The sequence below is a fragment of the Corallococcus sp. CA049B genome, assembly GCF_003611685.1.
In the GTDB taxonomy this organism is placed as follows: Bacteria; Myxococcota; Myxococcia; order Myxococcales; family Myxococcaceae; genus Corallococcus; species Corallococcus coralloides.
The window spans coordinates 1-23,159 of the sequence record NZ_RAWC01000094.1 but is presented as its reverse complement, the minus strand read 5'-3'; the positions used below and the strand labels follow the sequence as shown (position 1 = coordinate 23,159).

22 protein-coding genes and 1 pseudogene are annotated in these 23,159 nt (G+C 69.8%); 6 read left to right on the top strand and 17 right to left on the bottom strand.

The annotated features are described in order from the left end of the window. Positions 1-42: 42 nt before the first annotated feature. From D7W82_RS21035 to D7W82_RS21010, 6 genes are all read right to left on the bottom strand, one after another. Complete coding sequence (locus tag D7W82_RS21035) at positions 43-774, bottom strand: metallophosphoesterase (protein ID WP_120526312.1); 732 nt, start codon at positions 772-774, stop codon at positions 43-45. Positions 775-781: 7 nt separating this feature from the next. After that, entirely contained in the window at positions 782-1,120 is a 339-nt protein-coding gene (locus D7W82_RS21030) for a TIGR02266 family protein (protein ID WP_120620065.1), read from the bottom strand. 161 nt (positions 1,121-1,281) lie between these two features. Beyond that, the gene (locus D7W82_RS21025; RefSeq protein WP_120620054.1) at positions 1,282-2,211 is read right to left on the bottom strand and encodes a PfkB family carbohydrate kinase; all 930 of its coding nucleotides are present in this window, start codon (positions 2,209-2,211) and stop codon (positions 1,282-1,284) included. Between the two features lie 127 nt (positions 2,212-2,338). Further along, positions 2,339-3,868: an MlaD family protein gene (locus D7W82_RS21020; protein WP_120620053.1), complete on the bottom strand. Its 1,530-nt coding sequence runs from the start codon at positions 3,866-3,868 to the stop codon at positions 2,339-2,341. A gap of 119 nt (positions 3,869-3,987) precedes the next feature. After that, positions 3,988-4,725, bottom strand: a complete 738-nt coding sequence (locus tag D7W82_RS21015) for an ABC transporter ATP-binding protein (RefSeq protein ID WP_120620064.1) — start codon at positions 4,723-4,725, stop codon at positions 3,988-3,990. A 35-nt stretch (positions 4,726-4,760) separates the two neighbouring features. After that, complete coding sequence (locus tag D7W82_RS21010; protein WP_120620052.1) at positions 4,761-5,576, bottom strand: ABC transporter permease; 816 nt, start codon at positions 5,574-5,576, stop codon at positions 4,761-4,763. A 235-nt stretch (positions 5,577-5,811) separates the two neighbouring features. Between D7W82_RS21010 and D7W82_RS21005 the strand changes: the two genes are divergently transcribed. From D7W82_RS21005 to D7W82_RS20995, 3 genes are read left to right on the top strand one after another with little or no spacing between them, the layout of a single operon-like run. Beyond that, positions 5,812-6,378 carry a hypothetical protein gene (locus tag D7W82_RS21005; RefSeq protein ID WP_120620051.1) on the top strand — a complete coding sequence of 189 codons (567 nt, stop codon included), beginning with the start codon at positions 5,812-5,814 and terminating at the stop codon, positions 6,376-6,378. A gap of 45 nt (positions 6,379-6,423) precedes the next feature. After that, positions 6,424-7,827: a hypothetical protein gene (locus tag D7W82_RS21000; protein ID WP_147439439.1), complete on the top strand. Its 1,404-nt coding sequence runs from the start codon at positions 6,424-6,426 to the stop codon at positions 7,825-7,827. Continuing rightward, the gene (locus tag D7W82_RS20995) at positions 7,824-8,663 is read left to right on the top strand and encodes a hypothetical protein (protein WP_147439436.1); all 840 of its coding nucleotides are present in this window, start codon (positions 7,824-7,826) and stop codon (positions 8,661-8,663) included. The genes D7W82_RS21000 and D7W82_RS20995 overlap by 4 nt, the downstream gene beginning before the upstream one ends. Positions 8,664-8,672: 9 nt before the next feature. Here D7W82_RS20995 and D7W82_RS20990 read toward each other — a convergent pair whose 3' ends face one another. From D7W82_RS20990 to D7W82_RS20965, 6 genes are read right to left on the bottom strand one after another with little or no spacing between them, the layout of a single operon-like run. Next, positions 8,673-9,374, bottom strand: a complete 702-nt coding sequence (locus D7W82_RS20990) for an RluA family pseudouridine synthase (RefSeq protein WP_120620048.1) — start codon at positions 9,372-9,374, stop codon at positions 8,673-8,675. Further along, positions 9,371-10,873: a pitrilysin family protein gene (locus D7W82_RS20985; RefSeq protein WP_120620047.1), complete on the bottom strand. Its 1,503-nt coding sequence runs from the start codon at positions 10,871-10,873 to the stop codon at positions 9,371-9,373. The genes D7W82_RS20990 and D7W82_RS20985 overlap by 4 nt, the downstream gene beginning before the upstream one ends. A 6-nt stretch (positions 10,874-10,879) precedes the next feature. Beyond that, the gene (locus D7W82_RS20980; RefSeq protein WP_120620046.1) at positions 10,880-12,220 is read right to left on the bottom strand and encodes a pitrilysin family protein; all 1,341 of its coding nucleotides are present in this window, start codon (positions 12,218-12,220) and stop codon (positions 10,880-10,882) included. A gap of 27 nt (positions 12,221-12,247) precedes the next feature. Then, complete coding sequence (locus tag D7W82_RS20975; RefSeq protein WP_120620063.1) at positions 12,248-12,907, bottom strand: response regulator transcription factor; 660 nt, start codon at positions 12,905-12,907, stop codon at positions 12,248-12,250. 5 nt (positions 12,908-12,912) lie between these two features. Beyond that, on the bottom strand, positions 12,913-15,192 hold the full coding sequence (locus D7W82_RS20970) for a serine/threonine-protein kinase (RefSeq protein WP_120620045.1): 2,280 nt from the start codon (positions 15,190-15,192) through the stop codon (positions 12,913-12,915). Continuing rightward, positions 15,189-15,512: a hypothetical protein gene (locus tag D7W82_RS20965; RefSeq protein WP_120620044.1), complete on the bottom strand. Its 324-nt coding sequence runs from the start codon at positions 15,510-15,512 to the stop codon at positions 15,189-15,191. Before D7W82_RS20965 ends, D7W82_RS20970 begins: the two co-directional genes overlap by 4 nt. An 85-nt stretch (positions 15,513-15,597) precedes the next feature. Between D7W82_RS20965 and D7W82_RS20960 the strand changes: the two genes are divergently transcribed. Beyond that, positions 15,598-17,292, top strand: a complete 1,695-nt coding sequence (locus tag D7W82_RS20960; RefSeq protein WP_120620043.1) for an HAD-IG family 5'-nucleotidase — start codon at positions 15,598-15,600, stop codon at positions 17,290-17,292. A gap of 1 nt (position 17,293) precedes the next feature. Here D7W82_RS20960 and D7W82_RS20955 read toward each other — a convergent pair whose 3' ends face one another. Beyond that, positions 17,294-18,076, bottom strand: coding sequence for a class I SAM-dependent methyltransferase (locus tag D7W82_RS20955; protein ID WP_120620062.1), 783 nt, complete (start codon positions 18,074-18,076; stop codon positions 17,294-17,296). 423 nt (positions 18,077-18,499) lie between these two features. Here D7W82_RS20955 and D7W82_RS20945 point away from each other — a divergent pair, with 423 nt between their 5' ends. Continuing rightward, positions 18,500-18,874, top strand: coding sequence for a DUSAM domain-containing protein (locus tag D7W82_RS20945; RefSeq protein ID WP_120620041.1), 375 nt, complete (start codon positions 18,500-18,502; stop codon positions 18,872-18,874). 6 nt (positions 18,875-18,880) lie between these two features. Here the strand turns inward: D7W82_RS20945 and D7W82_RS20940 are convergent, their stop codons facing one another. From D7W82_RS20940 to D7W82_RS20925, 4 genes are all read right to left on the bottom strand, one after another. Next, a complete protein-coding gene (locus tag D7W82_RS20940; protein WP_120620040.1) occupies positions 18,881-21,043 on the bottom strand; it encodes a diguanylate cyclase in 2,163 nt (720 codons plus the stop codon). After that, entirely contained in the window at positions 21,040-21,321 is a 282-nt protein-coding gene (locus D7W82_RS20935) for a septum formation initiator family protein (protein WP_120551597.1), read from the bottom strand. The genes D7W82_RS20940 and D7W82_RS20935 overlap by 4 nt, the downstream gene beginning before the upstream one ends. Positions 21,322-21,403: 82 nt before the next feature. Next, positions 21,404-21,928 (bottom strand): TlpA disulfide reductase family protein, encoded by a 525-nt coding sequence (locus D7W82_RS20930; protein WP_120620061.1) that lies wholly within the window; start codon positions 21,926-21,928, stop codon positions 21,404-21,406. A gap of 4 nt (positions 21,929-21,932) precedes the next feature. Then, positions 21,933-22,433: a Fur family transcriptional regulator gene (locus tag D7W82_RS20925; protein WP_171425252.1), complete on the bottom strand. Its 501-nt coding sequence runs from the start codon at positions 22,431-22,433 to the stop codon at positions 21,933-21,935. 238 nt (positions 22,434-22,671) lie between these two features. Here D7W82_RS20925 and D7W82_RS20920 point away from each other — a divergent pair. Next, positions 22,672-23,159 (top strand): annotated as a pseudogene (locus D7W82_RS20920) (hypothetical protein); the annotation flags it as partial.

The following is a 23,159-nucleotide window of genomic DNA, read 5'->3' as shown; positions in this document are numbered from 1 at the left end:
TCCGGCCGCGCCCCTTTTCCGCACCGGGCGCGGCAGGCCTGCCTACACGCCCAGGAACAGCCGCTTGCCGAAGTTGAGCGCCAGGTCCGCGTCGAAGATCTTCTGCGCGGAGGTCTCGATGTCGTACTCCACGCGCAGGTACTCCACCGTGCGCGCGTCCGTGTCGCAGATGACGAAGCAGGCCCGGTTGTCGTAGTCGCGCGGCTGGCCCACGCTCCCCACGGACACGATGTACTTGTAGCCCTTGCGCAGCACGAACTTCTGCGCCACCACGTCGTTCACCTCGCCGTTGCCAATGGCGAACGCGCGGCACAGGTGGCTGTGGCCGATGAACGTCACTTCCGGCAGCTCCGCCACGTACGGCGTCAGCTCCCGCGCCTGCTCCAGCGCGAAGATGTACTCGTACGCCTTCGGGTCGATGGGCGACCCGTGGCAGAAGCCCACCTCGCCGATGCGGTACGTGTACGGGAGGCTGCGCAGCCAGGCCAGGTTCTCGTCGGAGATGACGTTGGCGCTCCAGTCGAGCGCGTGCCGGGCGGCGTCGTAGTAGTACGAGTAGTCCATCCGCCCCGCCACCGCGGCGTCGTGGTTGCCCAGCAGCGTGATCTCCGCCACCGAGCGCACCAGGTCGCAGCACGGGTTGGGGGACGCCCCATAACCGACGATGTCCCCCAGCGACACGAAGCGGTCCACCTTCTGATGCTCCGCCACCCTCAGCACCTCCGTGAGGGCCTCGATGTTGGAGTGGATGTCGGAGATGACGGCGATGCGCATGGGAACCCTAGGGGTGGGCCTGCTGCTGGGAGATGATGCGCCGCAGACTCGTCAGCGCGTCCGCGTCCAACGCTTCGAATCGCAGGCCCATGCCCGGGGGGCGGCCGGCGGGCTGCTCTTCCTGCCGCAACCAGACGACCGTGGCCTGCGCCTGCAACTGCGTGTCCGTCGCCTGCTGGGTGAGCCGCACCTGCGTCCGCGTCCCCGCCGCCAGCGGGGTGCTCGTCCTCAGGAAGAGGCCGCCCTCGCTCAGGTTGGCGATGCGTGCATACAGGGTCACGTTCTCACCCTCGCACCAGCAGCGCAGGTGGGTGCCGACCCGCGCGTACTTTCGATTTTCGCTCAACCGGGGGACCTCCCGACGTGGAACCTTCCCGTCCACATCGGCGCTGAAAAAGGACGTCCGCACCGGATTTATTCATCCACTGCGTCCGCCCGAGCCTAGGGAGGGTGGGTGCGGCCCGTCAAGTTCCACACCGGGCCGTCCGTCCCCTCGCCTGCGCTCCCCTACCCGCCCAGCGGGCCCAGGTCGTCGAAGTGGGTGAGCTTCTTGAACTCGGTGAAGCGGGCGTGGATCTCCGGGCGCTGCACCTCGCGCAGGCGCTCCAGGCTGAACTTCTCCACGGTGAAGGAGGCCATCACGCTGCCCATGACCATGGCCTTGCGCAGCACCTGCTGATCCACCTTGCCGGCGCCGGCGCCCGCCAGGGTGCCCATGAAGCCGCCGGCGAAGGTGTCACCCGCGCCGGTGGGGTCGAACACCTCCGACAGGGGGAAGGCCGGGCAGGCGAAGATGTGGTCCTGGTCGAAGAGGAGCGCGCCGTGCTCGCCGCGCTTGATGACCACGCGGGACGGGCCCATGGACAGGATGGCGCGGGCGGCCTTCACCACGTTGTGCTCGCCGGACAGCTGGCGCGCCTCCGCGTCGTTGATGAAGAGCAGGTTCACGCGCTGGAGCGTCTTGAGCAGCGCGGGGCGGCTGCCCTGGATCCAGAAGTTCATCGTGTCCGCGGCCACCAGCTTGGGCGCCTTCACCTGGTCCAGCACGCGCGCCTGGAGCTCCGGGTGGATGTTGCCCAGGAAGACGTAGGGCGTCTCGCGGTAGGCGGCCGGCAGGTTGGGCGAGAAGGACTCGAAGACGTTGAGCTGGGTGTCCAGCGTCTGCGCCTCGTTGAGCTCCCAGCCGTACTTGCCCTTCCAGCGGAACGTGCGGCCGGACTCCCGGGTGAGCCCCTCCAGGTCGATTCCGCGCCCGCGCAGGAACTGCAGGTGCGACTCCGGGAAGTCCTCGCCAATCACCGCCACCAGCTGCACGGGGCCGAAGAAGGACGCGGACGTGGAGAAGTAGGTGGCCGAACCACCCAGCACGTCCTCCTTCTTGCCGAAGGGCGTTTCCAGCGAGTCCAGCGCGATTGAACCGACGACGAGCAGAGACATGGAGGCTTCTTCCTGGGGGTGACCCGGCGCGGGTACGGCATCGCGTCAGGGCACGGCGCATTCCAGGGGAAACCCCGTGCCCGTGCCGGGTACGACACCTTCCCGGCAACGTCAAGGGGACAACGGTCTAGAACGCCGGGACGCCCGTGGTGGCGATGAGGGCCTTCAGGTCGTCGTCGGTGAAGAAGAAGCCCGCGCCGAAGAAGAAGTCGCGGCCGGCGATGAGGCGCCGGGTGGCCGCGTCGCGCTGCCGGGCGTTGAGGATGTCGTCCATGCCCGCCATGACGTACAGGTGGTCGAACGCCTGGGCCTTCAGCATGGCGCGCAGGCGCGGGTAGCGCAGCTCGTCCGCCGTGAAGTTGAACGCGTCCATCTTCAGGGTCAGCACGTCGTCGAAGAGGTGCAGGTCCGCGCCCACGCCGCCCGTGGATTCAATGAGGCCCACGCGCAGGGTGGTGAAGTAGTAGCGCTTGGCGAACTGGAGGCTGACCTTGAAGGACTCCTTGGTCACCTTCTGCGTCTGGATGACCGGGTCCCCTTCCGACGGCGGGTTCGTCTGCACCACCTGCGTGCTGACGGAGCCGCGCGGGTCGTCGATGATCTCCAGCAGGTAGTACTTGTCCGGCTTGGGGATGAGCTTCAGCGTCAGGCCGTTCTTCGACGCGCCCTGGGCCAGCAGGTAGCTGCTGAACAGGCCCACCTCCGTCTGCAGGGTGCTGAGGCGGGTGGCGAACTCGCTGACGTCGGTGACGGCCTCGCTGAGGCGCTGGCCCAGCTGCTCGTCGGTGAGCAGCGCGCCCGCTGCGCCCTCGCCGTCCTTCACCTTGCGGGTGATGTCCTCCAGGTTGGCCAGGGTGTTGTCCAGCCGGCCCAGCGTCTGCTTGAGGCTGGAGACGCTCTCCTTGAACTCCCCTTCCCCGCTGCCCACGATGTTCTTGACGGTGCCCAGCACCTCGCGGACGTCCTGGGTGATGCGCTCCACGTTGGTGACGATGCGCGTCACCTCCGCGCCGTTGCCCTGGGTGATGGCGCGCACGTCGGAGGACACGCCCTCCACGTTCGCCATGATGGTGTCCAGGCGGTCCGTGTTGCGGCGCACCGTCGCGTCCACCGAGTCCGACAGCCGGACCAGGTTCTCCACGATGCGCTCCAGGCTGCCCGCACCCTTCTCGCCGCCCAGCACCTCGCGCAGCGCGCCCGTCACCTGCTGGATGTCGGAGGTGATCTGCGACAGGGACTCGAAGACGGCCTCCACGCCCTGGGTGTCGATGACGCGGCGGATCTGCCCGCCGTTCTCCAGCTCCGGCGCCTGCTCCGTGCCGGGGTTCAAGTCCAACAGGTAGTCACCCAGCAGCGACTCCGAGCGCTTGGTGACCGCGGCGTCCTGGCGCAGGTCCACGCCCTTGCGGATCTTCAGCCAGACCTTCGCGCGGGTGCCCTCCAGGGTGATGTCGCTGATCTCCCCCACGGGGATGCCGGCGATCTGCACGCGGCCTCGGACCGCCAGGCCGGACGCATCCCGGAAATAGGCCCACACCTGGGTGGAGTCTCTATCGCTCAGTCCGCCCTTCGTGGCGAACAACACGAACGTGATGAGGAACCCACCGGCGGCGAGGACCAGCAGGCCAACACGGAAGGGCGTGACGAGCTTCTTCACCTGATGTGACTCCGAGCGCTACCACCGGCCGCGCGCGACTCTAACGATTTGCATGCCGGGTGCCAGCTTTTCATGAAGGGCTGGAATCCTTGGGGGACCGGTTTGCCTACCCCAATCCCTCAGTTCTTGCCGAACCACGTCTGGAGGAAGACCTGGACGGCCGGGTGCTGGGACTCCCGCAGCTTCTCCGGCGAGCCGTGCTCCACGATGACGCCCTTGGACAAGAAGGCGATCTGATTGGCCACGTTGAAGGCGGACGCGATGTCGTGGCTGATGACCACGCTGGTGACGCCCAGCTCCTTCTGCGCGGTGAGGATCATGTCGTCCACGGAGTCCGTGGTGATGGGATCCAGGCCGGTGGTGGGCTCGTCGTAGAGGACGACCTTGGGATCCAGCACCACGGCGCGCGCCAGGCCCACGCGCTTGCGCATGCCTCCGGACAGGTCCGCGGGGAAGCGGTCCTCCACCTCGCGCTTGAGGCCCATGAGGTCCAGGCGCTTCCTCACCTGCTCCCGGATGGCGTCTTCCGGCAGTGTCGTGTGCTGGCGCAGGGGGAAGGCGACGTTCTCGAACACCGTCATGGAGTCGAAGAGCGCGGCGGCCTGGAACACCATGCCGAAGCTGCGGCGCACCTGCTGCAGCCCCTCCACGCTCATGGGGACGATGTCCTGCCCGTCGATGATGACCTGGCCGCTGTCCGGCTTGAGCAGGCCGATCATGTGCTTCATCAGCACCGTCTTGCCGGAGCCGGAGCCGCCCAGGATGACGCAGGTGCTGCCCGCGGGCACGGTGAGGTTGATGCCGGTGAGGACCTTGTTGCCCGAGAACGTCTTGTGCAGGTCCACGATGTCGATCATGGCCCGCGCGGACTCGGGCGGAGTCGAGGGGCCCATCAGTGCATCAACATGCCGACGATGAAGTCGAGGATGAAGATGGCCAGCGCGCTCGACACCATGGCCTCCGTGGTGGCCTGGCCCACGCCCTTGGCGCCGCCGGACGCGTTGTAGCCCTTGTAACAACAGATGAGGGCCACGGAGAGGCCGAAGATGGCGCCCTTGAGCAGGCCCTCGTAGACGTCCGCTGGCGCCATCCACTGCTGGGTGCGTGACAGGAACGTGCCGGGGGAGATGCCCAGGCCGAAGACGGCGACCACGTAGGCGCCGGTCATGCCCGTGGTGTTGAAGAGCATGGTGAGCGCGGGGACCATGAACAGGCCCGCGAGCACCCGGGGCACCAGCAGGTACTGCACCGGGTTGACGGCCATGGTCTCCAGCGCGTCCACCTGCTCGGTGACGCGCATGGTGCCCAGCTCCGTGCACATGGCGGAGCCGGCGCGCATGGTGACCATCAGCGCGGCGAACACGGAGGCCAGCTCTCGCGTGAGCGTCAGGGCCACGGTGGGGCCCACCAGGCTCTCCGCGTCGAACAGGGCGAAGGCCGTGGACGTCTGGAGGGCGAACACCATGCCGGTGAAGGTGCCGGTGAGCCCCACGATGAAGATGGAGCCCACGCCCACGAAGTCCAGCTGGGTGAAGAGGTTGTTCAGCCGGAACGGGCGGCGCACGCTCCAGCGGAAGACGTCCAGGCCCAGGGACACCACGCCGCCAATGCTGCTGATGACGTCGATGATGCCCTTGCCGAGGCCCTCCACCGACTGGATGAAGGCGCCGGTGAACCGGTTGGGTTTGCTGGGGGTCTCGGTGGTCATGCGTTCAGGCGGGCGACTCTACGTGCTCCGGACGGCGGCACAAGGGAACTGAGCGCGGCCCCATCCCACCCCCACCTCCATCGGCTGGTTGCCCGGGGGGCTCCCACGCGGCGCGCGGGTGGGATGCGATGGGACTTCCTCCGCCTGGGGTCGGCCGTTATGTTGCGCGGCCCTCTTTACTTCCACGCCCGGCGCGCCCTTTCGGGGAGTTGCCGGGCCAGAGCGACACGACAGCATGGCTACTCAGAAGGTCGGCGGCGAGGTGGATGCCCAGTGCACCCGCTGCAAGATGAACCTGGCGCACACCATCCTCGCGATGGTCGGTCCGAAGATCGTGCGCGTCCGCTGCAACACCTGCGGCGGGGACCACGCGTTCCGGGGCGCCGCGGGCGTCACGGACCGTCCCACCAAGGCGGCCACCACCCGCGCCCCGCGCGCCGCGTCCTCCGGAGGTACGACGCGCGCGGAGAAGGTGGTCATCTCCTTTGACGAACAGCTGGCGGGCAAGGACCTCGCGAGCGCGCCCAAGTACAGCCCGAAGGACACCTACAAGGTCGATCAGGTGCTCCACCACCCGACGTTCGGCGTGGGACTGGTGACGGCGGTGCGCGGCGACAAGGTGGACCTCACCTTCCGCACGGACACCAAGACGCTGGTGCACGGCCGGGGCGGCGCTCCGGCGGACAGGCCCGTCTTCAGTCCGCCGATGAACAAGCACACCGGACCCGCGGACAAGCCCCAGGCCGAGCTTCCTCCGGAGGAGGAGGCCGCCGCTGAGACTTCCCTGCCTTCCGGGGATTGACCCGGAGGCCGGAGCGGCGGTCAACTGGGACGCTGGGTTTCCCGTATGCGTCCGCCGCTCCATCTCGCTGTCTGCCTGCTGATGCTGGGTGCCGCCGTCGCACGGGCGGAACCGCCGGAGGTAGAGGCGACGCCCGGGCGCGTGGTGCTCGGGGAGGACGTCACCGTGGAGGTGCGGGTGCGGGTGCCGAAGGGCGCCGGCCCCGTGCGCGCGGCGGCCTCTTCGGGCACCTGGGAGCGGACGCGGGTGGAGGGCGGCACCGAGCGCGTCTTCCACTGGACGCCTCCGCCGGTGCGCTACCCGCTGTGGGCGGTGCTCGCGTTCTGGGTGGAGGACGGCCGCGCGCCGGAGGTCACCACCGTGCTGCTGCCCCTCTTGGGACGCATCACGCTGGACGTGTCCACGGCGCCGGGCGCGGAGGTGGTGGTCGCGGTGGGCGAAGCGCGCTTCGGCCCGGTGAAGGCGGACGGGCGCGGCAATGCGCAGGTGCCCGTGGAGGTGCCGCCGGATGCCACGGAGGCGCGCGTGCTCGCGACCCGGGGCACGCTCACCACGGATCGCCGCGCGCCGCTGGAGGTGCCCGCCGCGCGTCCGCTCGCCGCCGCGCTCACGCCGGAGCCGCTGCCCGTGGAGGGCGGTGGCTGGCTGATCATCGCGGGGGACGAGGAGCGGATTGCCACCTCGGCGCTGACCGTGGAAGCGGAGGGCGCCACCGTGAAGCCGGTGGCGCCGGGACGCGCGCGCTACACGGTGCAGCCGCGCGCGGACGCCAGGGACGTGTCCGTCACCGTGCGCTGGAGTGATGCGCCCGCCGGGGACGCGGTGCGGCTCCAGGGCGCGGTGAAGCCCGCCGCCGCACGGCCCGCGGAGGCGGTGATCATCCCGGACACCCCTTCCGATTCACCGTCGCATGGGGTCGCGGTCCCGGTGCCACGGACGTCGCTGTTCCTCCTGGGCGGCGCCGCGTTCGCGAGCGGCGCCAATGGGGGGCCGCTGCTGGGGCTGGGCGTGTCCGTGCCGCTGCCGGTGTGGCGCCAGCGCGTGGCGGCGGAGGCGGAGGTGGGCCTGCGTCACGCGAGCCTGGACGGACAGCAGGGCGGCATGGAGGTGCACTCGCGCGTGTGGGGGGTGCCCCTGCTTTTGTCCGCGCGGGTCACCCTTTTCCAACGTGGTTCCATTCAGCTGGACGGCCGTGCAGGCGGCGGCTTGCTGGCTTTGAGCCATCACCTGTCGACGCAAGGCATTGAGTCCGGGGACGTCTTTCCTGACGCCGTGGATGAGCGCAGAGTGCGCGCCATGGGATTCCTGGCCGTGCAGGGCGCGTATGGCTTTGGTCGCTGGAACCTCCTCACGGAGGTGCGCGCGGCCCTGGCGCCCGTGGAGACACCCTCGCTGCGCGCCCAGCTGGGCGGCGTGTCCGTGTCCGCGGGGCTGAGGTTCACCCCGTGATGCGCCCGGGCCTGGCCACGGTGGGGATGGCGGTGCTGGCGTGGGCCTGCACGGGCGCCCCGGAGGCGCTGCCTGCGCCCACCATCGTCGGCGTGGAGCCCGCCACGCTGCCGGTGAACGCGAAGGACGAAGACCTCACCGTGCGGTTCGACGCGCGCTACAGCGTGGCCGTGGACTATGGCGAGGAGAAGGTGGATGCGCGCATGGGCTCCGGCCGCATCTGGGTGGATGAGCAGGAAGCGAAGGTGTCGAGCTTCGACCCTGCGGGCGTCGCCATCGTGACGGTGCCCCGGGGGCTGGGCGCGGGCGCGCACGCGGTGCGCCTGCGATTGGATGACGGGCGAGAGGCAGTGGCCGAAGGCGCCCTCACCCTGCGCGCTCCGGGACAGGAGGTCGTCGACCCGCCCCTCATCGAGGACGGGGGCATCCTCATCCTCGTCGACGGGGGGCCCATCTACGGCGACTTCGACGGCGGGGTCGACACCACGGATGGCGGCCAGCAGGTGGACGCGGGCCCCGGGCCGGATGCGCCGATGCGCGAGGGCGACATCACCGGCTTCAGCTTCGACGAAATCGAAGGCACGCGCGTGAGCCGGACGCCCTTCGCCATCACGGTGCGCGCCAATGGTCCTCGGGCCGGGCACTTCCAGGGCTCGGTGGAGTTGAGCGCGTCGCGCGGCACGGTGACGCCCAGCAAGATCGGCCCCTGCGACGCCGGCGTGTGCAACGCGAACATCGTCATGGACGCGCCCGCGGGCAACGTGCGCCTCACCGCGGTGGACAGCTTCGGCGCGACCGGCGACTCCAACACGTTCCGGCTGGAGCCGTACAAGTAGCGCCGCGCCTCACCCCGCGGCGCGCAGCAGCTCCAACGCGCGCTGCATGTCCGCGGGCAGCGGCGCATCCACCCCGCGCGCTGGCAGCCCGGGCAGCGCGGGCCACTCCACGCGAGCGGCGTGCAGCGGCGTCCGGGTCAGCACCTCCTGGGTCCCCTGCCCTCCCAGGTCGGCCTCCGTGAGCGGAGCCTCGCGGCCGTACTGGTGGTCCACGAGCAGCGGGTGCCCCAGGGACAGCAGGTGCACGCGGATCTGATGCGTGCGTCCCGTCAGCGGCTCCGCCTCCACCAGCGACGCGCTCGCGAAGGTCTCCACCGGGCGCACGCGCGTGCGTGACGGCTTCGCGTCCGGCTCCTCCGGCTTCGCCACGCGCATGCGCCCCTTGCGGCCGGCGACGAGCGGCGCGTCCACCATCTGGGGCGCCTCCAGCCGGCCCTCCACCAGGGCGCGGTAGCGCTTGCGCACCTTGCCCGTCTCGAAGGCCTGGGACAGCGCGCGGTGCACGCCCGCGTCCAGCGCGAACACCAGCGCGCCGGACGTGTCGCGATCCAACCGGTGCACCACGAAGACCTTGCGGCCCAGCGAGGCCTCCAGCGTGTCTCGCAGGGACGGGCCGCCCTCGCGGCCGGGGATGACGAGCACCCCGGCCGGCTTGTCCACCACCATCACGCCCGCGCCTTCGAAGAGGACGCGGGGAACTCCGCCGCTCATTCGTAGTCCGACGCCGGCACGACGGTGATGGGGCCCAGCCCTTCCAACAGCGGCTTCACCTCCGACGCCTTGCCCAGCACCACGATGACGGGCCGGTCCGCGAACGCGTACTTCTTCGCCGCCGCGGCCACGTCCCTGGGCGTCACCGCGCGCAGCCGGTCGCGGAACTTCTCCACCCAGTCGTCGCCCAGGCCGTGCATGCGCATGTCCGCGATGACGGAGGCCACGGACTCGTTGGTCTCCGTGCGCAGCGGATACAGGCCGGCCAGGTAGCTCTGCGCGTCCTTCAGCTCGCGGGGCTTGAGGCCGCCGTCGCGCACGCCGTGGATCTCCTTCAGCGCCACGTCGATGATCACCCGCGTGGACGCCGTCTTCGTGAACGTGGACAGCGCGAAGATGCCGGCCGCGCTCATCGTGTCGAAGTAGGAGCTGACGCCGTAGGTGAGGCCCCGGTTGACGCGGATCTCGTTCATCAGCCGCGACGTGAAGCCGCCGCCCAGCGCGATGTTCATCGCCGTGGCCGGGAAGTAGTCCTCGTGGCCCAGCCAGAAGCCGGGGCCGCCCAGGCGCACCTGGGACTGCGTCTGGTCCGGCTTGTCCACCAGCAGCACCGTCCCGGCCTTCGCCAGCGGCTCCTGCCTGCGGGGCAGCATCGGCTCCGAGTCGGGGCCGCCCGTCCAGCCGGCGAAGGCGCGCTCGGCCTCCGCGGCCACGGTCGCCGGGTCGATGGCGCCCACCACCGTGAGCAGGGAGATCTTCGGCCCCATGCACTCGGCGTGGAAGCGGACCACGTCGTCGCGGGTGAAGGTGGACACGGTGCGCTTGTTGCCGCCCAGGTCGCGCCCGTACGGATGGTCACCCCAGATGGCGCGCGTGAAGGCGCGGTCCGCGATGGAGGACGGATCATCCAGGTCGTTGGCGAACTGCGCCAGCGCGCGCTCCCGCGCGTCCACGACCTCCTTCTCCGGGAACGTGGGCTCGCGCATCACCTGCCCCAGCACGTCCAGCATCGCGGAGAAGTGCTCCGCCGGCGTGGTGAGGTAGACGGACAGCACGTCCTCGTTGACGCCCGCGTAGAGGCTGGCGCCCACGAACTCGATGGCCTCACTGATGCCATCCGCGTCCATGCGCTTCGTGCCCCGGCGCAGCAGGCGCGCGGTGAAGTCCGCCAGGCCGTCCTTGCCCTGAGGATCCCACACGCCGCCCGCGCGCATCACCAGCCGCACGGAGACGAGCGGCAGCGGCCCGCGCTCGGCGGCGATGACCCTCAGGCCCGTGGACGTGGTGCTCTCATGCAGCGCCGGCAGCTTCAGCTCGCCGGTGGCGGCGGACTTCGGCTCCGTCGCGGCCTTCGCCAGCTTCTTCAGCTTCTGCGCTCGGGCCGGGACGGCCTTCTTCACCTGCGCGACCTTCTTGCGCGCGGCGGTGGCCTGCTTGCGCACGGCCTTGGCGGCCTTGCGGACGGTGGTCTTCACTTTGGCGATCTTTCGGGAGGCCATGATTGTTTACGCCTCCGCCGCTTCGTCACCGGCCTCTTCGGCGCCGGCTTCGGGATGGAGGGTGACCACCGAGCGGCGCTCGGGGGCGAAGTACTTCGCGGCCACGGCCTTCACCTGCTCCGCCGTGACGGACGCGTAGAAGGTCGGCAGGGACAGGCCCTCGCGCCAGTCGCCCAGCAGGGCCTCGTAATGGCCCAGGGCGTGCCCACGGCCGCTGTTGGTGGACAGCTCCCGCAGGTGGTCCGCGCGCAGGTTGTTCTTCGCCTTCTGCAGCTCCTTGTCGGTGACGCCCTCGCGCGCAAGCCGCTCCAGCTCCGCGTACAGCAGGGCCTCCACCTTCGCCGCGTCCGAGTCCGGCTTGAGCTCCAGGTAGAACAGGATGGTCCCCGGGTCGATGCGCCAGCTCCAGTCGAGCATCACCGACACGGCGGCCTTCTGATCGTACACGAGCGACTTCACCAGCCGGCTGCCCTCGCCCTTGGTGAGGATGTACTGGACGACGTCCAGCACCAGCGTGTCCTCGTCGCTGGCGGCGGGGCCGCGGAAGCCGATCATCACGGACGGCGACTGCGCGGGGTGGCGCACCACGGCGCGGCGCTCGCCCTTCTGCTCCGGCTCCGCGTTGAGCACCGGCGCGGGCGAGGGGCCGCGCGGGATGTTGCCGTAGTAGCGCTTCACCAGCGCGAGCGTCTTCTTCGGGTCGATGTCCCCGACGATGTAGAGCACCGCGTTGTTGGGCGCGTAGTACGTGCGGAAGTACTCCTGGCAGTCCTCGCGGGTGATGTTCTCGATGTCCGCCATCCACCCGATGACGGGCCAGCGGTACGCGTGCGCCTTGTAGACGAGCGTGCCCAGCTCCTCGTCCATCATGCCGGGGATCTCGTTGTCCACGCGGACGCGGCGCTCCTCCATCACGACCTGTCGCTCGCTGGCCAGGGTCTGGTCGGAGATGCGCAAGGAGCGCATCCGGTCCGACTCCAGGTCGAGCACCGTCTCCAGCGCGTCCGCGCTGAAGTCGTCGTAGTACACGGTCATGTCGTTGGACGTGTACGCGTTGGAGCGGCCGCCGTTGGACTCCAGCGTCTTGTCGAACATCTTGGGGCCGTACTTCTTCGCCCCGTTGAACATCATGTGTTCGAACAGGTGGCTGATGCCGGTGATGCCGGGCCGCTCGTTGCGGCTGCCCACCTGGAAGAAGGTGTAGAGGCTCACCACCGGGGCCTGATGGTTCGCCAGCAGGCGGACCTTGAGACCGTTGGGCAGGGTTGCCTCGTGAACGTCGAAGAGCGCGGCGAGCGTGGGGTCCACCGCGCGCACGGCGGTGGACCGCGGGGATGCCTTGGACATAGGTGCCACACCGTAACCACGGCGCGGCTAGAGATCCACGACACCTTGACGCAGGGCCATCACCACCGCGTCCACATGGGAGTTGACGCCCATCTTCCGGTAGATATGCGACAGGTGCGTGCGCACCGTGCGCCGCTCCAGCGTCATCACCCGCCCCACCTCCGCGTTGGACAGGCCCTTGGCCACGTAGCGAAGGACGTCCAGCTCCATGGCCGTCAGTCCCCAGGGCAGCTCGGCGGGCTTCTGGACGGGCTTGGACTGGACGGACTGGAAGTAGTTCCAGAAGCGCCGGGCGATGATGGGCTCCAGCACGGTGCCCCCGTCCATGACCTCCTGGATGCCGGAGCGGATCTTCTCCGGCCCCACCCGCTTCACCAGGTAGCCGGACGCGCCGGCCTGGATGGCCTCGTAGACCTTCTGCTCGTCCTCGAAGGACGTGAGGATGAGGATCTCCACCTCGGGCGCGCGGCGCTTGACCTTCTGGGTCACCTGGATGCCGTTGAGGCTGGGGAGCTCCAGGTCCAGCAGGACGAGCTGCGGGCGCTCGCGGACGATGTCGTCCACCGCCTGCTCGCCATCCTGGGAGGTGCCCACGACCTCCAGCTCCGGAAAGGTGCCCAGCACCTTGACCAGGTTCTTCAGGAGCTGGGGCTGGTCCTCGACGACGAAGATGCGAGTGCGCTCCACGGAACTCACCGCCTGGTGGGGGGAGGCTGGAACTGTTCGTCCAGCTTCTGGTGCTGGCCCCGCGAGAAGCGGAGCTGGAAGTCCTTCTGCTCGCCGGTGGAGATGGCCACCACGCGGATGTCGCGAGTGCCCACGCGGACCGGATGGTTCAGCAGCGGCGTCGCGCGGCGCACCTTCGCCCCGTCGATGAAGACGTTCGCCGGCAGGTTCGTGCGCAGCGTGAGGAACGCGCGCTGGTTCTTGGGAGGGACGGCGGGCTCGGCGGTGTCCTCCCCCGCTTCCTCGTCCTCGATGTCCCGCGCGCCCGGGTTGGGCGGCGGCGCGGGCGGAGGAGGCGTGATGGGCTTGAGCGCGGACGGGTTCGCGGGGGTGCCGTTCGCCGAGGGCGCGTTCGGGTCGTAGCGGGGCAGCTCCGGCTCCTGCACCGGCTCCAGGCCCAGCCGCCACGCGGCGACAGCGAACATGAACAGGCCCACCAGCGCGATGCCGCCCGCGATGAACAGCAGGCGCTTGCGGCGGGTGCCGGCGTCCACCGCGTCCATGCGCGGCGTCTCCACCGTGTCGAAGCGCTGGTGCACCGGCAGGTGCCGGTCCGACGGCGCGGGCTCCGCCATGTCGCTTCGCACGCGGCCCTCCGCCTTCGGCAGGGGCATGCGGCGCTCCGAGCGGGGCTCGGGGGGAAGGGCCTCGGTGGGTTCAGCGCGGCCCCGGCGCTCCTGGCGGAGCACGGTCACGTCGGCTGCCGCGGGGGCCGGAGAGGGCGCACCACCGCCAGCAGGAAGGACCGCCGTCTCCTGGCCGGGAGCCCGGCCCACGGCCCCCTTCGCGGGGCGCAGGGCCGGGCGCTTCGGCGGCTCTTCCTCCGCGCCCGCGGGCTGGCCGGGGCGCATGGCGGCGCGGCGGCCGGTGGGCACGGGCGGTTCGTCGTCCCCGAGGGCCGGGCCGGGGCGCATGGCGGCGCGGCGGCCGGTGGGCACGGGCGGTTCGTCGTCCCCGAGCGGCGGACCGGAGAAGTCCTCGATGACCTTCACCCGAGGATTGCGCCCTGCTCGCGCGGACGCCGGGCTGTCCGGACGGCGGGACTTCTGCGCGAGGACTCCTGGCGGCGCGTCCCAGCCCTGCTCCAGCGGCCCCGCGGGCGAAAGTTCAGTGCTCCGCGGTTCGCCCTCCGGCCCGGGCTCATCGTCCGCGGGCGCGTCGTCATCCGGCGCGTAGTCCTCGGGGCGGAACTCCTCGAAGCCGGGCGCGGCCTCCTGCGTCTCGGCGGACGCCTCCTGCTCCGAAGGCGCGCGGCTGTACGGCGCGCGCTGGACGATGGAGGCCTCGTGCTCCTCCGCGTGCAGGTCTTCCATCTCCGCGCCGGAGACGGGCTCCAGCTGGAAGGGCTCCGTGAACGGGACGGGCCCGGGGGCGGCGAGGCTCACCTCGTTGGGGAACAGCTCCGACACGAAGCGCGACACCTCCTCCGCGCCGGGCAGGCCGCCGCCCGCGGAGAGGAAGTTGCGCAGGGCCTGGGCGAACTCGCCGCACGAGCGGAAGCGCCGCTGGGGCGCCGGATCCAACGCGCGCATGATCGCCGGATCCAGCCGCGAGTTGATCCGCCGGTCCAACCGGCTGGGCGGAGGCAGCGTCTCGCGGCGGGTGCTCACGCCGCTGCCGGGCACCACGGCCTCGCGCAGCGTGAGCAGCTCGTACGCGATGGCGCCCAGCGAGTACACGTCGGACGCCTCCGTGGGCGTCTCCCCGCGAGTGACCTCCGGTGCCCGGTACGCGCTGCGGCCCCGGTGCGCGAACGTGCGCTTGAGCTGGGGCACGGACAGCAGCGCCTGGAGCGCGCCGAAGTCGCAGATGGCCGGGAAGCCGTCGCGGGACAGGAGCACGTTGCCGGGGGTGATGGCCCCGTGGACGGCGCCCGCGTCGTGCGCGAGCTGCACGGTCTCCAACAGCTGGATGACGATGGACAGCGCCACCGTGGGCGGCAGCAGCACCTCCTTCGTGTTGAGGCGCTGGAGCGCGACCCCCAGCGTGAAGCCGTCCACGTCCTCGCGCACCACGGCGAGCCGCTGGCGCACGAAGCCCACGTCCACGACGTGGAGGAGGCCCGGGTGGCGCACGGGCTGGAGCATCCGCACCGTCTCCGCCAGCGCGCGGGCGTACGCGGGGTCGGAGGTGCGCGGCAGGAAGAGCTTCACCGCGACGGGGATGCTGGGCAGCAGCAGGGACTCGTACAGCTCCGCGAGGTCCCCTGCCTCCGTGCGGCCGGTGAGCCGGTACGTCCCGCTCATCGTTGCTTCCGGGGCGCCTTGGGCGTGGTGGCGCGGCGGCGGGTCACGGCGGCGAACATGAAGCCACACCACACGCACGACTCACCGCGCCGTCCACGGGGCAGCTCCAGGGTGCAGCCGGGGCAGCGAGGCCGGGGTCTGGCGGTGCGGACGGTGGCGGCGGAGGCGCTGGCGCGGGTACGGACGAGGGGCGGCTTGCGGGCCTCCAGGGCGAGCCGGGCCTCCAGACGGCGCACCCGGTCCTCCAGCGCGGTGATTCGAGCGGCCAGGCGCGCGTGGAGGTCCTCGGCGGAGGCCGGGGATGGACGTGGGGTGCGCATCGTTGGACAGAGCGTGCCAGCCCCGTGCGAAGCCCGCAAGGACGCGGGCGAAGGGCCGGCGGCGCGTGTTATGTCTTGAGGTCCCGTGTCGCCCATACTCTCCCCTGCCAGGCCCATCCCGGGCGGACCCTCCGTGGATCCGCTGCACGGGAGCTTCCGTTCCTCCATCCGCCGCGAGCACGCCGCCGACGCGGCCCGCCGCGCGAGGGACCTGCTCACCGACGACGTGCTCGGTCGGCTGCTCACCACGCCGCGTGAGGCAGCGGACCAGGTGCCGCATTCGCGGGACGTGTTCGTCAACCGCAACCTGCGCATGGACCACATCGAACTCATCGGGTTCGACATGGACTACACGCTGGCCATCTACCACATGCGCCGGCTGGAGCAGCTGTCGTTCGACATGACGCTCGCGAAGCTGATCAGCGAGTACGGCTACCCGCCGTTCGTGGGCGGCCTGCTCTACGACCACCACTTCGTGATGCGCGGGCTGGCGGTGGACCGCGTGAATGGCAACGTCCTGAAGATGGACCGCTTCGGCCACGTGGGGCGCGCGTACCACGGCCTGCGTCCGCTCAAGCGCGACGCGTGGAAGGAGCTGTACCGCAACAAGCGCGTGCGGCTGCGCAACCCGCAGTTCGCGTGGAACGACACGCTCTTCGCGCTGCCGGAGACGTGCTTGTACTCGGGCATCATCGAGCTGATGGAGTCGTTGGGGCACACCGTGAACTACGGCAAGCTCTACGACGACATCCGGGAAGCCATCGACACGGTGCACCGGGACAACTCGCTCAAGCGGGAGATCCGCAAGGACCTGGCGCGCTACGTGTTCCTGGATCCGGAGCTGGGTCCGGCGTTGCACAAGCTGCGCTCGGGCGGGAAGAAGTTGTTCCTGCTGACGAACTCCGCGTGGGACTACACGAACGCGGTGATGCGCTACCTGTTGGAAGGGCAGCTGCCGGAGTACCCCAGCTGGCGCAACTACTTCGACTTCGTGGTGACGGCGGCGGGCAAGCCGGCCTTCTTCACGGAAGCCCGGCCGTTCCTGGAGCTGGACTCGTCCACGGAGGACGGCAAGGTCGTGGGCGAGGCGAAGTCGCTGGAGCGCGGCACCGTGTACTCGGGCGGCAACCTGGCCCAGTTCGAGGAGTTCACCGGCTACCGGGGCGAGCACGTCCTCTACGTGGGCGACCACATCTACGGCGACATCCTGAAGTCGAAGAAGTCGTCGCTGTGGCGCACGTGCATGATCGTCCAGGAGATTGAAGACGAGATTACGTACACGGACACGCGGCGCGAGGAGATCGTCACGCTGTCGGAGGTGGAGCTGACGCGCGCGCGGCTGGACGACGAGGTGAACCACCGCAAGACGGTGCTGAACACCCTGGAGCGCAGGCTGGAGCGCGAGGCGCTGTCGGAGCCGGAGCGCCAGGAAGTGGAGGAGCTGCGCAAGAAGGTGAAGGCGGAGCTGGAGAAGCTGCGCCGGTCGCTGAAGGAGACCAACGGCATCGCGAATACGCTGGAGCGCGACGTCGAGGAGGGCTTCAACCCGTACTGGGGCCTGCTGTTCAAGGAAGGCAACGAGAACAGCCGCTTCGGCTACCAGGTGGAGCAGTACGCGTGTCTCTACACGAGCCGCGTGTCGAACTTCCTGCACCACTCGCCCATGCAGTACTACCGCTCGCCACGCGACCTGATGGCGCACGAGCAGGCCGGCGCGCTGTCGAGCAAGATGTCCCCCATGGGCAGCGAGGGTCCGCCAAAGGGGTCGGAGAAGGAGTAGCTCAAGGCGTCGCGGGCAGCCGACCCCAGATGACGTCACTGAAGCGCGAGGTGGGCTCTGGCTGGATGCCCACCTTCTTCAGGTCGTCGGTGTGACGGGCGCCCTTCACGACGACCCACCGGCGAGCGACACGCCTCCCCTCCTCCACGGCTTCAGGAGTGAGCGGGGCGTGCTCCGCGAAGCGGCGCAGGACGTCGAAGGCGGGCTGGGCCTTCTTGGGCTTGGCGAACATCGGGTCGAAGAAGACGACGTCGAAGGACTTCGAGGGCAGCGTCTTCAGGTACGCGTGCGCGTCCGCGTGGATCACCTCGATGGCGCACGAGTCCGCGCCCCGGTCGTAGCGCTGAAGCCCCTCCGCGGCGACGATACACAGGGGCAGGCTCTTCTCCAGGCCAACGACACGGCCCGTGGGCCCCACGGCAAGCGAAGCCACCAGCGCGTCTTGGGCCAGGCCCAGGGTGCAGTCGAGCACGGCATCCCCGGGGACAATCTCCGCGACCTTGAGGAACGCGTCATCGCGCTGTCCCTGCCGAAGCCGCATGCGCCGCAGATGCGCCATGCCCGCGTGGAAGCCGAATGAACCCTGCGGCTCCCACAGCGTCACGCCATCGCCGCCCACGACGAGCAGCGCATCCACCTTGGTGCCCAGCCAGGGCGCGATGCCCTCACTGGAGCGGCGTGAAAGGAACGGCAGGTTCCACCGCTGCGCCACGGCCCGCGCCTCGCGCACCGTGGCCGCGTCCGTCTTCGTGCTGGTGGTGACGGCGAGGGGAAGCGGAGTCATCGTGGAACACGCTCCCATACCATGGGCCCCATGAACTTTCGGCCCTGGATATCCCTGCTCTTGGGAGCATTCACTGGAGGCTGCGCTGCTGCACCGCTCGCGACCTGCACTCCGGCGGACTCCACCATGAGTTGCTGCATCAAGACGCACCCGCTGAGTCCCGTCGACAGCTGCGGTGCATCGGAGGCAGAGACGGTTGCCGCACTCACCGTCTTGAAAACAGCCTACGAAGCGTCACGCCTGAGCGAGGACGACTTCGCGAATAACGCCCACCTGCCTGAATGGCAGCAGGCCTGCATTCGCAGCTACGTCGACTGCAAGAACCAGGGCTGGAAGGGACGCTGCTATGACTGCCTGCGATACTGCGAGGGGCAGAAGGAATGGCCCTTCAAGGCGTGTGCTCCCACCTCCAGGAAGTGAGCCATGGTCGAAGACCTCGAAGGCGACTGGCATCAACTCCGGGTGCTCGACACGCGCGCCCAGCAGGAGGGCACCATCGTCCTGGACGACGCCCTGCGCACGCTCCTGCGACGCGCGGGGCCTTCCGTGGCCATGACCACCACGGAGGTGGAAGCGGGACTGCGCACCCCGGAGGCCGCGCTCACCCTCCTCCACCAGATGCGACAGCGCGTCACGGAGGGCTCACGACGCCTGGGCGACGCGCTCCACCGCATGTATCGCTTGCGCGACCAGGGCGACCTGGACGGCGCGCGCCAGCAGATGCGGGACCTGCTCGCCGTCGAGGTCGTGCCGTACTACCGCGAGCTTGCGCAAGGCCAGCTCGCGGACCTGGACTGAACAGCCCTACTCCGCGACCGCCGCCAGCTTCCGGCCGCCCTGCATCTGCGCCACCGTCACGGACTGGTTCCGGCCGTTGCGCTTCGAGTGGTACAGGCACTGGTCCGCCAGGTCGATCATCTGCTGCTTCTCCATGGCGTTGTCCGGGAACGTCGCGATGCCCAGAGACATCGTGATGCGCAGCGGGCCCATCTCCGTCTGGAACACCTCCGCCATCACCGCCTCGCGGATGCGCTCCGCGATGATCTTCGCGCCCTGCACGTCCGTCTCCGGCATCACCATCACGAACTCCTCGCCGCCGTAGCGGGCGACGACGTCCGTGTCCCGCGCCAGCGTCTTGATGATGCGCGCCACGCCCTTGAGCACCTGGTCGCCCGTCGGGTGGCCGTAGGTGTCGTTCACGCTCTTGAAGTGGTCCACGTCCGTCAACATGATGGAGCACTTGCGGTTGTACCGCCGCGCCTGCGCCAGGATGTCGTCCGCGCGCGACTGGAACGTGCGGTGGTTCAAGAGGCCCGTGAGGCCGTCCGTCGTCGCCATCCGCTCCATCTGCTCGTAGAGCTGCGCGCGCAACACCGCCTGCGCCGCCTGGATGGCGATGACTTCGATCATCCGCAGCACGTCCTGCTCGAACGCCGCCTTCTTGCGCGACCCCGCCACCAGCGTGCCCAGGATCCGGTCCCCCGCCACCAGCGGGAAGATCTTCAGCGCGCCCAGGCCGCGCACCTGCGTCTCCTCATCGAAGATGACCTGGCGGTCCATCGCCTTGATGTCCCGCCCCGGCAAGGGCGCCCCGTAGCGCACCACGTTCGCCACCAGGCCGTTGTTGTCCTGGAACGTCTGGCCCTCCAGCGCCTTGCCCTGCGCCGTGACGCCCGTCATCCGCGCCACGCGGTGCACCCGCTTGCCCTCCTGCTCCGACACCAGCGTCACCGCGCAGAAGTCCAGCCCCGCCAGCTGCCGCGTCGCCTCCAGCACCGCCACGAACACCTGGTCCGGGCTGCCCGCGCGGTTGAGCTCTTCAATCGCCCGGAAGAACCGGTCCTTCTCGTCGCGCGTCTTGCGGATGTAGCTCATCACCCGCTCCACCTCGATGGAGCGCAGCACCTCTCCCGCGATGGTGGTCAGCATCTTCTCGTCCTGGTCCGTGAACGGCTCGTTCTTGAGCTTGTCCGCCACCAGCACGCCGCGCACCAGCCCGCTGCCCTCCAGGATGGGCACCGCCAGCAGCGCCTGCACCGTGGGGCCGCCGCCCTCGTAGTACGTGACGCCCTTGAGCCCCTGCGGCGAGTTCATCCGCACCGGCGCGCGGCGCTTCAGCACGCCGCCGATGATGCCCTCGCCCGCGTTGAACTTCTCGCGCTGCACCCGCTCCGACCCCGAGCGGCAGTCGTACAGCTTCAGGCTCCGGTCGTCCGACGTGAGCAGGAACGCCGCGCAGGTGTCCGTGCGCAGGCCCGTCTCCGCGATCTCCAGCGCCGCGTGCACCGCGCCTTCAATCTCCTTCACCGACGCGACCAGCCACTTCTCGTCGGAGTTCATCCCGCTGAAGCTGTCCTGCGTCCCGGAGGACACCAGCCGGAAGGTGCGCGCGCGCTCCTCCACCTCGCGGATGCGCTTCTGCACCGCGTCCGACTCCGCCCGCTTCGCCACCAACATCCGCGCGGACAGCACCAGGTGGTACAGCCCCGCGAACAGCGCCAGGAACAGCGTGTGCGTCAGGAACCCGGTGACGTTCACCACCGGCCCGCCCAGCGTCACCAGGCCGTCGTACACCAGCGCCACGCCCAGGAGCGTCATGCCCGCGTTGCGAGGCAGGAACGCCACCAGGAACGCCATCAGGAGATAGACGATGGGGAACAGCTCCCCGCCGCCAATGGCCACCACGATGAAGGCCGCGGAGATGAGCCCGCCGCCCAATTCCAGGTCGTCGCGCAGGTCGATGACCGCGCCCACCGAGGAGCGCATGGCCCGGCGCCACGCCGCCATGCCGATGCCGATGAGCAGCCCCATCACCAGCGCCGCTTCCGTCCAGCCCAGCGTGTGCAGGCCCCGGAAGCCGCCGCGCGCCAGGTGGACGAACGTGGCCAGCGCCACCGTCGCGGGGATGGCTCGGAAGAACGCGCGCACGAGCTTCGCGGGAGAGGGCACCACGGACAACGAGGTCATGGCGACTCCAGGTGGAAGACGATTTCGCCCGGCTTCACGTAGCCGAGCTCCTCACGGACCGACTGCTCCAGCGTCGCCGGATCCTTGCGCAGCGCCGCGATCTCCTTGCGGAGCGCGTCGTTCTGCGCGGCCAGCGCGCGGTTGCGCTCGTCGAGCGCCTCCACGTCCTGGCGCAGGCGCAGGTAGCGCCGGAAGCCCTTGGCGTCCGCCACCGAAGCGAGGCTCAAGGCCACCGCCACCACCGCCGCCACCATCAGGAGCTTTCGCCGGGACGTCATGAGCGCCGGCGAAGGTACCAGCGGCCCCCCTGCCCGCAACTATTCCGCTCCAGCCCTGTAGCACTCCGGGCGCAGGCGGAAATCAGTCCGCCTTCAGCAGCTTTTCAATGGCCTTCGCCACGTCCGCCTGGCCTTCAATCCCCTGCCACGCGGCCACCGCGCGGCCGTGCCGGTCCAGCAGCACCGTGCTGGGCAGCGCCCGGATGCGGCCAAAGGCGCTCTCCCCCGCGCGCATCCGCTCGTCGGACAGCAGCACCGGGTAGGGAAAGGCGTAGTGGTCCGCGAACGGGCCCAGCACCTTGCCCTCGTCGAGGTCCATCCCCACCGCGACGACCTGGAAGCCCTGGGGACCGTAGGTCTGCTGGAGCTTCGTCAGCGTGGGCTGATCCGCCAGGCACGGGAAGCACCAGGTGGCCATGAAGGACACCAGCACCACCTTGCCCGGGAGCTGGCGGGGGTCGTAGCGCGTGGGCCCCACCGACGGCAGCCACAGCGCCCGGTAGAACGCGGGCCCGGCGTCCACCGGCCCGCCGTGGCGACAGTCCGTGAGGGACAGTGCGCCCAGCGCCACCGCGCACAGGAGCGCGCGTCGTCGCACCGGGCTCACGCGCTCAGGCCTCGGTCCCCGGCGGGCCACCCCGGAGCTGGCACCCACGACACAAGCCGTACAGCTCCATCTTGTGCGACGTCACCGTGAAGCCGTGCTTGCGCGCCACCGCGTCCTGGAGCGTCTCGATGCGGTCGTTCTCGAACTCCACGATGGTGCCGCAGCTCGTGCAGATGAGGTGGTCGTGGTGCTCGCGCCCCGCCGCCGCCTCGTAGCGCGTCTGCCCGTCACCGAAGTTGCGCGCGTGGGCCAGGCCGCACTCGTTGAGCAGCTTCATGGTCCGGTACACGGTGGCCACGGACACCTTGGTGTCCTGCTCGCGCACCTTGTTCCACAGCTCCTCCACGGACAGGTGTCCGCCCACCTCGAAGAAGGTGTCGATGATGAGGCTGCGCTGGCGCGTGCTCTTCAGCCCGTGCTGGGCCATGTAGCGCGCCAGGACCTCGTCCTTGTCCTTGTCCGAGGGGCCGTGGGAGTGGGAGTGGCTGTGGTGATGGGTCGTCATCTGCAATCTCTGGAGCACCCCATGTGTTGGGGTGGGGATGCCTGCTCCCGCAAGACAATTTCGACGGCCGGCCCGGGCGAGCGCCCGCTCCCCCGCTGACTACCATGAAGTCCGGTGTCTTCGGCTTGCGCCGCGCGTGAGCTGTTTACATTGAGGCCGGACTGGCTCATTGACACCTGTCTGGCCGCGAAGATAGAGGCATCCGCCCTCGTAAACGAGCAATTTTCCGAACCTTTCCATGATCAGTCCCTGGCAGAGAAGACGGCAGCCCGATGACGTACCCACCCCGGTGGCGGTGGCGGTGTCGGACTTCTGCCGACGCGCGAAGGCTCCGGCCCCCGCACAGCAGGTCCGCGAGGCGCTCGCGCTCCTCACGGAGGATGAGGACTTCCGGGTCCGCGCCCTCACGGACGGTGAACCGGAGACGTCCCCCCTGGGGCCCTTCGCGGTGGTGGACATCCTGCGCGGCGTGACGCCGGCGCTCGCGGCCCAGCGCCAGGAGTGCGGCTACTACGACGTGGCGCAGGAGTTGGCCCTGGTGCGCGAGGAGAAGACGCCGCCCCCCGCGCCCGCCTCCACGACGCCCGTGTTCGCGCTCCCCACCCCTCCTTCCGAGGAGACGGACGCGAAGACGGGCCGCCGCAAGAGCGCCAAGGCGGAGGCCGCCGCCGTCCAGGAGCGCATCGCGCCCAAGAAGCGCACCGCCGACGCGGAGGACGCCGACCC